General features: G+C 73.6%; 1 protein-coding gene and 1 pseudogene. Both read left to right on the forward strand.

Annotation, left to right across the window (positions count from 1 at the left end; translation table 11 throughout):
* Nucleotides 1-28: 28 nt before the first annotated feature.
* Entirely contained in the window at nucleotides 29-10,777 is a 10,749-nt protein-coding gene (locus tag QQS16_RS36190; protein WP_286066754.1) for a type I polyketide synthase, read from the forward strand.
* A gap of 56 nt (nucleotides 10,778-10,833) precedes the next feature.
* Nucleotides 10,834-14,430 (forward strand): annotated as a pseudogene (locus tag QQS16_RS44080) (type I polyketide synthase); the annotation flags it as partial.
* Nucleotides 14,431-14,433 lie beyond the last annotated feature (3 nt).

Consider the following 14,433-nt stretch of genomic DNA (forward strand, 5'->3'; position numbering starts at 1 on the left):
GATGGTGAACGAATCGTGGAGGAAAGTTATGTCCGCGCCGGACGAGCAGATCGTTGAGGCACTGCGGGCCTCGCTGAAGGAGAACGCCCGACTTCAGCAGGAGAACGGCGAACTCGCGGCCGCAGCCGCGGAGCCCATCGCGATCGTCTCCATGGCCTGCCGGTACGCAGGCGGGATCCGCAGCCCCGAGGACCTGTGGCAGGTGGTGTCCGAGGGCGCGGACGTCTACACCTCCTTCCCCGAGGACCGGGGCTGGGACCTCGAGGGCCTCTACCACCCGGACCCCGACAACCCCGGTACGACGTACGTGCGCGAGGGTGCGTTCCTGCACGAGGCGGGCCAGTTCGACGCCGCGTTCTTCGGTATCTCGCCGCGCGAGGCACTGGCCATGGACCCCCAGCAGCGGCAGCTGCTCGAAGTGTCCTGGGAGGCCCTCGAACGGGCCGGCATCGACCCCCACTCCGTGCGGGGCATCGACGTCGGGGTGTTCGCCGGCATGGTGCACCAGGACTACGCCCCCGACCTCAGCGGCTACGAGGACTTCCTCAGCCTGGAACGCGCCCTCGGCACCGCGGGCGGCGTCGCCTCCGGACGCGTCGCCTACACCCTCGGACTCGAAGGCCCCGCGGTCACCGTCGACACCATGTGCTCCTCCTCGCTGGTGGCGACCCATCTCGCCACGCAGGCGCTGCGCCGCGGCGAGTGCTCGATGGCGCTCGTGGGCGGCTCCACGGTGATGTCGACGCCGGGCGGGTTCGTCGGCTTCGCCCGGCAGCGGGCCCTCGCCTTCGACGGCCGCATCAAGTCGTACGCCGCCGGCGCCGACGGTTCCAGCTGGGCCGAGGGCGTGGGCGTACTGCTCCTGGAGCGGCTTTCGGTGGCACAGGAGCGCGGCCACCAGATCCTCGCGGTGATCCGCGGCAGCGCCATCAACCAGGACGGCGCCTCCAACGGCCTCACCGCCCCCAACGGCCCCGCCCAGCAGCGGGTGATCCGCAAGGCCCTGACCGGCGCGGGGCTCTCCCCGTCCGATGTGGACGCGGTCGAGGGCCACGGCACGGGCACGGTCCTCGGCGACCCGATCGAGGCACAGGCGCTGCTCGCGACGTACGGGCAGGGCCGGGACCCGAAGAAGCCGCTGTGGCTCGGCTCGGTCAAGTCGGTCATCGGGCACACGCAGGCGGCGTCCGGTGTGGCCGGTGTCATCAAGACGGTGCAGGCGTTGCGGCACGGGGTGCTCCCGGCGACCCTGCACGTGGACGCTCCGACCCCCCAGGTGGACTGGTCGGCGGGCGCGGTGGAGCTGCTGACCGAGACACGGGAGTGGTCACGCGACGGCCGTCCGCGCCGGGCCGGGGTGTCCTCGTTCGGGGCCAGCGGAACGAACGCGCACCTGATCCTGGAGGAGGCCCCTGCCCAGGAGGCCGCCCGGACAGAGGCGGTGCCCGGTGGTGCGGTGCCGCTGGTGGTCTCGGCGGCAACCGCCGATTCCCTGGCGGCCCAGGCCGGACGCCTGGCGTCGTTCGTGGAGTCCGGCGCCGACGGGGCGTCCCCGGCGGAGATCGCCGGCGCGCTGGTGACGGGCCGCGCGGTGCTGGGCGAGCGCGCGGTGGTCGTGGCCGAGTCGGACGAGGAGGCGCTCGCCGGACTGCGGGCGCTCGCACGGGGCGAGAGCGCGCCCGGTGTCGTCTCCGGATCGGGCACACCGGGCAAGGTCGTCTGGGTGTTCCCGGGCCAGGGCTCCCAGTGGGCCGGCATGGGCCGGGAACTGCTCGACTCCTCCCCGGTCTTCGCGGAGCGGATCGATCAGTGCGCGACCGCCCTCGAACGGTGGGTGGACTGGTCGCTCATCGACGTGCTGCGCGGCGAGGCGGAGCCCGGACTTCTCGACCGGGTCGATGTGCTTCAGCCCGCCAGCTTCGCCGTGATGGTCGGCCTGGCCGCCGTCTGGGCGTCCGTGGGCGTCGAGCCCGACGCGGTGCTCGGCCACTCACAGGGCGAGATCGCCGCCGCGTGCGTCTCCGGGGCGCTGTCCCTGGACGACGCGGCACGTGTGGTGGCGCTGCGCAGCCAGGCCATCGCCGAGCAGCTGGCCGGGCGCGGCGGCATGGCCTCGGTCGCCCTGAGCGAGGACGAGGTGGTCGCGCGGCTGGAGCGCTGGGCGGACCGGGTCGAGGTCGCCGCGGTCAACGGCCCGTCCTCGGTGGTGATCGCCGGCGACGCGGCAGCCCTGGACGAGGCCCTGGACACCCTGGACGACCAGGGCGTACGGGTCCGGCGGATCGCCGTGGACTACGCCTCCCACACCCGGCACGTCGAGCGGATCCGCGACACCCTCGCCGACGCGCTGGCCGGGATCGCCGCGCAGGCGCCGACGATCCCCTTCTACTCGACCGTCGTCAGCGGCTGGGTGGAGGACGCCGCGGTCCTGGACGGCGGCTACTGGTACCGCAACCTGCGCGGCCAGGTGAAGTTCGGCCCCGCGGTGGCCGAGCTGATCGCGCAGGGCCACGGCGCCTTCCTGGAGATCAGCGCCCACCCGGTGCTGGTCCAGCCGATCACCGAGACCGTCCACGCCGCCGACGGCGACGCGGACGCCGTGGTGACGGGCTCGCTGCGCCGCCAGGAGGGCGGCCCGCGGCGGCTGCTGACCTCGATGGCCGAACTGTTCGTGCGCGGCGTGCCCGTGGACTGGGCCGGGATGCTGCCCGCCGGAGCCACGTCGCCACGGGTGGACCTGCCGACGTACGCCTTCGACCACCAGCACTACTGGCTGCGGATGGGCGGCTCGGCCACGGACTCGGCGTCGCTGGGCCTGACCGGGACCGACCACCCGCTCCTCGGCGCGGTGGTGCCGCTGCCGCAGTCCGACGGCCTGGTGTTCACCTCACGCCTGTCGCTGAAGACACACCCCTGGCTCGCCGGGCACGCCATCGGCGGCGTCGTCATCGTCCCCGGCACCGCGTACGTCGACCTCGCCGTACGCGCCGGCGACGAGTTCGGCTGCGGCGTCCTGGAAGAGCTCGTGATCGAGGCACCGCTGGTGCTGCCCGAGCGCGGCGCGGTGCGTGTCCAGGTCGCGGTGAGCGGACCGGCCGAGACCGGCCTGCGCACCGTGGACGTGTACTCCCTGCGCGAGGACACCGCCGACGAGGGCGGCGCGGAAGGGTGGACCCGGCACGCCACCGGACTCCTGTCCGCCGAGCAGCGCGCGCAGACGGCCGACGCCGACTTCACCGCGTGGCCGCCGCCGGGCGCGCAGCCGGTCGACGTCGACACCTTCTACGGCGACCTGACCGAGCGCGGCTACGCCTACGGCCCGGCGTTCCAGGGCATGCGGGCGGTGTGGCGGCGCGGCGAGGAGGTCTTCGCCGAGGTCGCCCTGCCGGAGGAACAGCGCGAAGAAGCAGGCAAGTACGGCATCCACCCGGCGCTCCTCGACGCCGCCCTGCACACCAACGCCTTCGCCAACCCGGACGACGACCGCAAGGTGCTGCCGTTCGCGTGGAACGGTCTCGTGCTGCACGCCGCGGGTTCCTCGGCCCTGCGGGTGCGGGTCGCGCCGTGCGGCCCGGACGCGCTGTCGTTCCAGGCCGCCGACGAGACCGGTGGCCTGGTGGTGACGATGGACTCGCTGGTGTCCCTGCCGGTCTCCGCCGACCAGCTGGACGCCGCGGCCGCGGACGAGAGCCGCGACGCGCTGTTCGGCGTGGAGTGGACCGGACTGCCCCCGGCCCCGCGCACGGAGCCCGCGCCGTCCTGGACGCCGGTGACCACGGCCGAGGACGTGGCGGCCCTGGCCGGGAGCACCCGGGCACCGGCGGTCGCGGTCCTCGAGGCCGTCGGCGGCGACGGCGAGGACGCCGTCCTCGCCCTGTCCTCGCGGGTGCTGGGTGTGGTGCAGGAGTGGCTGGCCGCGGACGGCCTGGAGGAGTCGCGGCTGGTGGTGGCGACCCGGGGCGCGGTGCCCGCCGGCGACGGTGTCGTGTCCGACCCGGCCGGAGCGGCGGTGTGGGGTCTGGTCCGGGCCGCGCAGGCCGAGAACCCCGGCCGGATCGTCCTGATCGACACCGACCCGGCCACCGACCACGGACCGGAAGCCGTGCTGGGCGCGGTCCTGGCCGGCGACGAACCGCAGGTCGCCGTGCGCGGCACGACGCTCTCCGCGCCCCGGCTCGCCCGCGTCACCGGCGAAGTCCCCGACGTCCCGCAGGTGTTCGCACCGCAGGGAACGGTTCTGGTCACCGGCGGCACCGGATCGCTGGGCGGCCTTCTCGCCCGGCACCTCGTCGCGCGCCACGGCGTACGCCACCTCGTCCTCGCCGGCCGTCGCGGCCCGGACACCGAGGGCGTACGAGAACTGGCAGCCGAGCTCACCGAACAGGGCGCGGCGGTCTCCGTGGTGGCCTGCGACGTCTCCGAACGCGCCCAGGTCGAGACACTGCTGGCATCCGTACCGGACGACCATCCCCTGACCGGCGTGGTGCACCTGGCCGGTGTCCTGGACGACGGGGTGATCGCCACGCTCACCCCGGAGCGCCTCGCCGGAGTGTTCGCCCCCAAGGTCGACGCGGTACGACACCTCGACGAGCTGACCCGGGAGCTGCACCTCGACGCGTTCGTCGTGTTCTCGTCCGCCGCCGCCCTGATGGGCTCGGCGGGCCAGGGCAACTACGCCGCCGCCAACGCCTTCCTCGACGGCCTGATGGCCGGGCGCCGCGCGGCGGGCCTGCCCGGCCTGTCCCTGGCCTGGGGCCTGTGGGAGCAGAGCACCGGACTGACCGCCCACCTCAGCGCCGTCGACCAGGCCCGGATGAGCCGCGGCGGTGTCCTCGCGCTGACCCCGGCCGAAGGACTGCACATCTTCGACACCGGCCTGCACATGGGCCAGGCACTCCTCGTACCGATCAAGCTGGACCTCAAGACGCTGCGTGGCCAGGCCGCGTCCGGCGGGGGAGTCCCGCACCTGCTGCGCGGCCTGGTCCGCGCCGGCCGGCGCATGGCGCGGGCGGCCGCCGGGGACAGCAGCGCACTGGTCCGCCGGCTCGCCGGACTGTCCCAGGACGAGCAGGAGAGCGTCCTGCTCTCCGTCGTCCAGGCCGAGGCGGGCGCCGTACTCGGCTTCAGCGGCCCCGATCTGGCGCAGGGCACACGGGGATTCAGCGACATCGGCTTCGACTCCCTGACCGCCGTGGAACTGCGCAACCGGCTGAGCGCGGCGACCGGCGTGAAACTCCCCGCCACACTGATCTTCGACTACCCGACCCCGGTGGCCCTGGCCCGCCATCTGCGTGAGGAACTGGGGGACACGGCGGCGGCCGGTACGTCCGCCGCGACCGCGGCCGTCGTCGCGGACCCCGACGAGCCCATCGCGATCGTGGGGATGTCGTGCCGCCTGCCCGGTGGCGTGACCGACCCCGAGGAGCTGTGGCGCCTGGTGCGGGAGGGCCGCGAGGGCATGTCCGCCTTCCCCGACGACCGCGGCTGGGACCTGGACGGCCTGTTCGACGCCGACCCCGACAAGGCGGGCACGTCGTACACCGCCAAGGGCGGCTTCCTGGACGGAGCCGGCCTCTTCGACGCCGGGTTCTTCGGGATATCGCCGCGTGAGGCGCTGGCGATGGACCCGCAGCAGCGGCTCCTCCTCGAAGCCGCCTGGGAGGCCCTGGAGCGGGCGGGCATCGACCCGGCCACCGCCCGGGGCGACAACATCGGCGTCTTCTCCGGTGTCTCCATCCACGACTACGTCGAGTCCCTGACCAGCCTGCCCGCGGAACTCGAAGGCTTCGCCACGACCGCCACCGCCGGAAGCGTGGCGTCGGGCCGGGTGTCGTACGTCTTCGGCTTCGAGGGCCCGGCGGTCACGGTGGACACGGCCTGCTCGTCCTCCCTGGTGGCCATGCACCTCGCGGCGCAGGCGCTGCGGCAGGGCGAGTGCTCGATGGCGCTCGCCGGCGGCGTCGCCGTGATGGGATCGCCGATCGGCGTCCTCGGCATGTCACGCCAGCGGGGCCTGGCCGCCGACGGCAGCTGCAAGGCGTACGCGGACGGCGCCGACGGCACGGTGCTGTCCGAAGGCGTCGGTCTGGTCGTCCTGGAGCGGCTGTCGGTGGCCCGGGAGCGCGGGCACAGGGTCCTGGCGGTCCTGCGTGGCAGCGCGGTGAACCAGGACGGCGCGTCCAACGGCCTGACGGCTCCGAACGGTCCCTCGCAGCAGCGGGTGATCCGCAAGGCCCTCTCCAACGCCGGGATCTCCCCGGCGGACGTGGACGTGGTCGAAGGACACGGCACCGGCACGGTCCTCGGCGACCCGATCGAGGCGCAGGCGCTGCTGGCCACCTACGGCCGGGGACGCGATCCTCAACAGCCTTTGTGGCTGGGCTCGTTGAAGTCGAACATCGGACACACGCAGGCCGCCGCGGGCGTCGCCGGTGTGATCAAGATGGTGCAGGCACTGCGGCACGGCATGATGCCCCCGACGCTGCACGCACAGCAGCCCACGACCAAGGTGGAATGGTCGGACGGTGCCATCGAGCTGCTGACGGAGGCGCGGGAGTGGCCGCGGGGCGGTCGTCCGCGCCGGGCGGGTATCTCCTCGTTCGGGATCAGTGGGACGAACGCGCATCTGATCCTGGAGGAGGCACCCGCCGAGGCGGCTGTGCCCGTCGCGGACGAGGCGGTGCCCGCGGGTGTGGTGCCGTTGGTGGTGTCGGCCAGGAGTGCTGGTTCTTTGGCGGGGCAGGCCGGCCGGCTGGCGGCGTTCGTCGAAGGCGGCGACCAGGTGCCGCTCGCGTCGGTGGCCGGGGCGTTGGTGTCGGGCCGGGCGTTGCTGGGTGAGCGTGCGGTGATCGTGGCCGGGTCGGGTGCGGAGGCGGTGGCCGGGCTGGGTGCGCTGGCGCGCGGTGAGAGCGCGCCGGGTGTGGTCACGGGCAGTGCCGGCTCCGTCCCGCCGGGCAAGGTCGTGTGGGTGTTCCCGGGTCAGGGTTCTCAGTGGGCCGGTATGGGGCGGGAGTTGCTGGACTCGTCGCCGGTCTTCGCGGAGCGGATCGCGGAGTGCGCGGTCGCTCTCGAGCCGTTCGTCGACTGGTCGCTGATCGACGTGCTGCGCGGTGACGCCGAGCCGGAGCTGTTGGACCGGGTGGATGTGCTGCAACCCGCCAGCTTCGCGGTGATGGTGGGTCTGGCGTCCGTGTGGTCCTCGGTGGGTGTGTTGCCGGACGCGGTCCTGGGTCATTCGCAGGGTGAGATCGCGGCGGCGTGTGTGTCCGGGGCGCTGTCGCTGGAGGACGCGGCACGCGTGGTGGCCTTGCGCAGTCAGGCGATCGCCGGCCGACTGGCGGGACGTGGCGGTATGGCGTCGGTCGCCCTGAGCGAGAGTGAGGCGGTCGTCCGTCTGGGGCGTTGGGCGGACCGGGTCGAGGTGGCGGCGGTCAACGGACCGGCGTCGGTGGTGATCGCGGGCGATGCTCAGGCGTTGGACGAGGCGCTGGACGCGTTGGCCGCCGATGGTGTGCGGGTGCGGCGGGTGGCGGTGGATTACGCCTCGCACACCCGGCATGTGGAGGACATCCGCGACACGCTCGCCGAGACGCTGGCGGAGGTGAGTGCCCAGGCGCCGGTGGTGCCGTTCTACTCGACCGTCGTCAGCGGCTGGGTGGAGGATGCCGGGGTTCTGGACGGCGGCTACTGGTACCGCAACCTGCGCGGCCAGGTGGGCTTCGGCCCGGCCGTCGCCGACCTTCTGGACCAGGGTCACGGTGTCTTCGTGGAGGTCAGCGCGCACCCGGTGCTGGTCCAGCCGATCACGGAGATCGCCGACGACACCGAAGCCGGCGTGGTCGTGACCGGTTCCCTGCGCCGCGAGGAAGGCGGCCCGCGCCGACTCCTCGCCTCCATGGCCGAACTGTTCGTGCGCGGTGTGCCGGTGGACTGGACCGGCGTGCTGCCGGACGGGGCGGTCACGTCGGCGGGCGTGGACCTGCCGACGTATGCCTTCGACCACCAGCACTACTGGCTCCACACCGCACAGACCGCCACCGACGCGACAGCACTGGGACAGACGGCGGCCGATCACCCGCTGCTGGGCGCGGTGGTGCGGCTGCCGCAGTCGGACGGGCTGGTGTTCACCTCCCGCCTCTCGCTGAAGTCGCATCCCTGGCTGGGCGATCACGTGGTGGGCGGCCTGGTGCTGGTCCCCGCCACGGGACTGGTGGAACTGGCCGTCCGGGCCGGTGACGAGGCCGGCTGCGCGGTGCTGGAAGAGCTGGTGACCGAGGCGCCGCTGGTCGTGCCCGAGCACGGCGGCGTACGCGTCCAGGTCGCCCTGGGCGCGCCGGCCGAGAACGGCTCGCGCCCCGTGGACGTGTACTCCCAGCGCGAGGACGGCTCCGGTGAGGCGGAGGCATGGACGCGCCACGCCACCGGCACGCTGACGGACTCCTCCTCGACCCGGGGGACGGACTTCGACTTCGCCGCCTGGCCGCCGCCCGGCGCCCAGCCCGTCGAGGCCGGCGACCTCTACACCGTTCTGGTCGAGCGGGGATACGAGTACGGGCCCACGTTCCAGGGCGTGCGCGCGGTGTGGCGGCGCGGCGAGGAACTCTTCGCCGAGGTCGCCCTGCCCGAGGAACAGCGCAAGGACGCCGTGAAGTTCGGTCTCCACCCGGCGCTGCTCGACGCCGCCCTGCACGCCCACACCTTCAGTGACACGACGGCGGACGGTGACCTCGTGCGCCAACCGCTCGACTGGAACGGCCTGGTGCTGCACGCCGCGGGGGCCTCGGCGCTGCGCGTACGGCTGCTGGCCGACGGGGCCGACACGCTGACGCTCCAGGCGGCGGACGAGACCGGCGGCCTGGTGGTGTCGGCGGACTCGCTGACGCTGCGGACGCCGTCGGCCGGACAACCGGCGGGAGCCGGGCACACGGCTGACTCGCTGTTCCGGGTGGACTGGACCGAACTGCCTCCGGCCCAGGGTGCGTGGTCCGTGCCGTCGTGGACGCCGGTCGCCACCGCGGACGAGGTCGAGGCCCTGGCCGCGAGCGGCGACACCCCGTCGGTCGCGGTGGTGGAGGCCGTCGGCGGCGACGGCGAGGACGCCGTACTCGCCCTGTCGTCCCGGGTGTTGGGCGTGGTGCAGACGTGGCTGGCCACGGCCGGAGCCGAGGAGTCGCGCCTCGTCGTGGCGACCCGGGGCGCGGTGCCCGCCGGCGACGGCGCGGTGACCGATCCGGCCGGAGCGGCGGTGTGGGGTCTGGTCCGTGCCGCCCAGGCCGAGAACCCCGACCGGATCGTCCTGATCGACACCGACCCGGCCACCACCGACGGACCGGAAGCCGTCCTGGGCGCCGTCCTGGCCGGTGACGAACCGCAGGTCGCGGTCCGCGGCACGACCCTGTCGACACCCCGGCTCGCCCGCACCACCGCCCACGTCCCGGATCCGGCCGCGGTGTTCGGCCCGGAGGGAACGGTTCTGATCACCGGCGGTACCGGATCGCTGGGTGCGCTGGCGGCCCGGCACCTGGTCACCCGGCACGGCGTGCGCCACCTCGTCCTCGCCGGCCGTCGGGGGCCGGACGCCGAGGGTGCGCGGGAGCTGGTCGCCGAGCTCACCGAGCAGGGCGCGGCCGTGTCGGTCGTGGCCTGTGACGTCTCCGACCGCACGCAGGTCGAGGCCCTGCTGGCCTCGGTTCCCGACGAGCATCCCCTGCGCGGGGTCGTGCACACGGCCGGTGTCCTGGACGCCGGAGTGGTCGGGACTCTCACTCCCGCCCGCCTGGCGAGGGTGTTCGCGCCGAAGGTGGACGCCGTACGCCACCTCGACGCGCTCACCCGAGACCTGGACCTGGACGCGTTCGTCGTCTACTCCTCCGTCTCGGCCGTCTTCATGGGCGCGGGCAGCGGCGGCTACGCGGCGGCCAACGCCTTCCTGGACGGCCTGATGGCCAACCGGCGCACGGCGGGTCTGCCGGGGCTCTCGCTGGCCTGGGGTCTGTGGGACCAGACCGACGGCATGGCGGCCAACACCGACGAGTTCACCCGGTCCCGGATGAACCGGCGCGGTGGCCTCCAGGCGATGCCCCTCGCGGAGGGCATGGAACTGTTCGACGCCGCCGTGGGGTCGGAGCAGGCGCTCCTGGTGCCCGCCAAGCTGGATCTGCGCGGAGTGCGGGCCGAGGCGGCGGCGGGCGGCGAGGTGCCGCACATGCTGCGCGGCCTGGTCCGCACGGGCCGGCAGCAGGCGCGGACGGGCTCCGCCAGGGACGGCGAGCTGCTGCGCCGCCTGGCCGGGCTGCCCGCCGCCGACCAGGAGAAGGTCCTCGTCGACTTGGTGCGCACCCAGGCCGCGGTCGTGCTCGGGCACGCCGGACCGGACGGGGTCCGGGCGGACACGGCATTCAAGGACACCGGATTCGACTCGCTCACGTCCGTGGAACTGCGCAACCGGCTGCACGAAGCGACGGGGCTGAAGCTTCCCGCCACCCTGGTCTTCGACTACCCGAACCCGCAGACCCTTGCCCGCCACCTGCACACCGAACTGGTGCCGGACGGCGGCGCGACCGGCCCGGACGTGGACGAACAGCGGCTGCGGCAGGCACTCGTATCGCTCCCGCTGGCCCGGTTCCGGGAAGCCGGACTGATGGATGCCCTGGTCAGGCTGGCCGCCCTCGGCGACGGCGCACCGGAGAACGACGCGATGGACGACGCCGACGAGGAGAGGGCGATTGCCGAGCTGAACGTCGACGACCTCGTGCAACTCGCGCTCGGCGACAACTGACTCCGCGAAACCGCTGAAGGATTGGGGAAACCAAAGTGAGTGCGTCGTATGAAAAGGTCGTCGAGGCGCTACGGAAGTCGCTCGAAGAGGTCGGCTCGCTGAAGAAGCGGAACCGCCGGCTCGTCGACGCCTCCCGGGAGCCGATCGCGATCGTCGGGATGGCGTGCCGGCTGCCCGGCGGGGTGGCGGGTCCCGAGGACCTGTGGCGGCTGGTGCGTGACGGCGGCGACGCGGTGTCGGACTTCCCCGAGGACCGGGGCTGGGACCTGGAGGGCCTGTTCGACCCGGACCCGGAGCGCGCGGGTACGACGTACACCAGCAAGGGCGGCTTCCTGCACGAGGCGGGCCTTTTCGACGCGGACTTCTTCGGTATCTCGCCGCGTGAGGCGCTGGCGATGGACCCGCAGCAGCGGCTGCTCCTGGAGACCTCCTGGGAGGCCCTGGAGAGCGCCGGCATCGACCCGGTCTCGCTGAAGGGCGCCGATGTCGGCGTGTTCTCCGGGGTGTTCGGCCAGGGCTATGTCGCGCCCGGCGCCAGCGTGGTCACACCGGAACTGGAGGGCTTCGCGGGCACCGGCGGATCGACGAGTGTGGCCTCGGGCCGCGTGTCGTACGTCCTCGGCTTCGAGGGCCCGGCCGTCACGATCGACTCGGCCTGCTCGTCGTCCCTGGTGTCGATGCATCTCGCGGCGCAGGCGCTGCGGCAGGGCGAGTGCTCCATGGCGCTCGCCGGCGGCGCCACCGTCATGGCCAACCCCGGCGCCTTCGTGGAGTTCTCCCGCCAGCGGGGCCTGGCCGGCGACGGCCGCTGCAAGGCGTTCGCGGACGCCGCGGACGGCACGGGCTGGGCCGAGGGTGTGGGTGTCGTGGTCCTGGAACGCCTGTCGGTGGCGCGGGAGCGCGGGCACAGGGTCCTGGCGGTCCTGCGGGGCAGCGCGGTGAACCAGGACGGCGCGTCCAACGGCCTGACGGCTCCGAACGGTCCCTCGCAGCAGCGGGTGATCCGCGGGGCTCTCGCCAGCGCCGGGCTCTCACCCGCGGATGTGGACGTGGTGGAGGGCCACGGGACCGGTACGGTCCTCGGTGACCCGATCGAGGCGCAGGCGCTCCTGGCCACCTACGGCCGGGACCGGGAACCGGACAAGCCCCTGTGGCTCGGCTCGTTGAAGTCGAACGTCGGTCATACGCAGGCCGCCGCGGGTGTCGTCGGCGTCATCAAGATGGTGCAGGCGCTGCGGCACGAGATGCTGCCCAAGACGCTGCACGTGGATGCGCCGACGAGCAAGGTGGACTGGTCCGCGGGCGCGGTGGAACTGCTCACCGAGACCCGTGAGTGGCCGAGCAACGGGCACCCGCGTCGAGCGGCGGTGTCGGCGTTCGGTGTCAGTGGGACGAACGCGCATCTGATCCTGGAGGAGGCGCCTGCCGAGGCGGCTGTGCCCGTCGCGGACGAGACGGTGCCCGCGGGTGTGGTGCCGTTGGTGGTGTCGGCGCGCAGTGCCGGTTCGCTGGCGGGGCAGGCCGGCCGGCTGGCGGCGTTCGTCGAAGGCGGCGACCAGGTGCCGCTCGCGTCGGTGGCCGGGGCGTTGGTGTCGGGCCGGGCGTTGCTGAGCGAGCGTGCGGTGGTGGTGGCCGGGTCGGGTGCGGAGGCGCTGGCCGGGCTGGGTGCGCTGGCGCGTGGTGAGGGCGCGCCGGGTGTGGTCACGGGCAGTGCCGGTTCGCCGGGCAAGGTCGTGTGGGTGTTCCCGGGTCAGGGTTCTCAGTGGGCCGGTATGGGGCGGGAGTTGCTGGACTCGTCGCCGGTCTTCGCGGAGCGGATCGCGGAGTGCGCGGCTGCCCTTGAGCCGTTCGTCGACTGGTCGCTGATCGACGTGCTGCGCGGTGACGCCGAGCCGGAGCTGTTGGACCGGGTGGATGTGCTGCAACCCGCCAGCTTCGCCGTGATGGTCGGCCTGGCGGCGGTCTGGTCCTCGGTCGGCGTGAAGCCGGACGCGGTCCTGGGCCATTCGCAGGGTGAGATCGCGGCGGCGTGTGTGTCCGGGGCGCTGTCGCTGGAGGACGCGGCACGCGTGGTGGCCTTGCGCAGTCAGGCGATCGCCGGCCGACTGGCCGGGCGCGGCGGTATGGCGTCGGTGGCGCTGGCCGAGAGTGAGGCGGTCGTCCGTCTGGGGCGTTGGGCGGACCGGGTCGAGGTGGCGGCGGTCAACGGACCGGCGTCGGTGGTGATCGCGGGTGACGCCGAGGCGCTGGACGAGGCGCTGGACGCGTTGGCCGCCGATGGTGTGCGGGTGCGGCGGGTGGCTGTGGATTACGCCTCGCACACCCGGCATGTGGAGGACATCCGCGACACGCTCGCCGAGACGCTGGCGGAGGTGAGTGCCCAGGCGCCGGTGGTGCCGTTCTACTCGACCGTCGTCAGCGGCTGGGTGGAGGATGCCGGGGTTCTGGACGGCGGCTACTGGTATCGCAACCTGCGCGGCCAGGTGGGCTTCGGCCCGGCCGTCGCCGAGCTTCTGGACCAGGGTCACGGTGTCTTCGTGGAGGTCAGCGCGCACCCGGTGCTGGTCCAGCCGATCACCGAGATCGTCGATGACAGCGACACGGGTGCCGGCGCTGTGGTGACCGGTTCCCTGCGCCGCGAGGAAGGCGGCCCGCGCCGACTCCTCGCCTCCATGGCCGAACTGTTCGTCCGCGGCGTCACCCTGGACTGGACCGGCGTCCTGCCGGCCGGCGCCACGTCGGCCGGCGTGGACCTGCCGACGTACGCCTTCGACCACCAGCACTACTGGCTCCAGGAGACCGGCTCGGCGACGGACGCGGCGGCGCTGGGACAGGAGGCGGCCGACCACCCGCTCCTTGGGGCGGTCGTGCGGCTGCCGCAGTCCGACGGGCTGGTGTTCACCTCCCGCCTCTCGCTGAAGTCGCACCCCTGGCTGGCCGACCACGCCGTCGGTGGTGTCGTCATCCTCCCCGGCACGGGACTCGTCGAACTGGCCGTCCGGGCCGGTGACGAGGCCGGCTGCGGGGTGCTGGAAGAGCTGGTGATCGAGGCGTCGCTGGTCGTGCCGCAGCAGGGCGGCGTACGCGTCCAGGTCGCCGTGGGCGCGCCGGACGAGAACGGCTCGCGCGCCGTGGAGGTCTACTCCCGGCAGGAGAACGCCGACGAGGAAGACGCGTGGACGCGGCACGCCACCGGCACGCTGTCGGCCGCGCCGTCGGCGCAGGGGACCGACATCGACTTCACCGCGTGGCCGCCGGCCGGCGCGCAGCCCGTCGAGGTCGGCGGTTTCTACAGCGACCTGATCGAGCGCGGTTACGGCTACGGTCCGGCGTTCCAGGGCGTGCGGGCGGTGTGGCGGCGCGGCGAGGAGGTCTTCGCCGAGGTCGCCCTGCCCGAGGAGCAGCGCAAGGAGGCCGACAGGTTCGGACTCCACCCCGCGCTGCTCGACGCCGCCCTGCAAGCCGCCACGATCGGGGCCGCGGCGGGCGCGGAAGGGGACGACTCCGGGCAGCCGGTGCTGGCGTTCGCATGGAACGGCCTGGTGCTGCACGCCGCGGGTGCCTCGGCGCTGCGGGTGCGGATCGCACCGAACGGCTCGGACGCCCTGGCGGTCCAGGCCGCCGACGCGGCCGGTGGCCTGGTGGTCACGCTGGAC

This window comes from Streptomyces sp. ALI-76-A (genome assembly GCF_030287445.1).
Classification (GTDB): domain Bacteria; phylum Actinomycetota; class Actinomycetes; order Streptomycetales; family Streptomycetaceae; genus Streptomyces.

Excerpts from the sequence above, each read along its gene's own strand:
- QQS16_RS36190 (WP_286066754.1), top strand. The coding sequence starts at position 29 with ATGTCCGCGCCGGACGAGCAGATCGTTGAGGCACTGCGGGCCTCGCTG.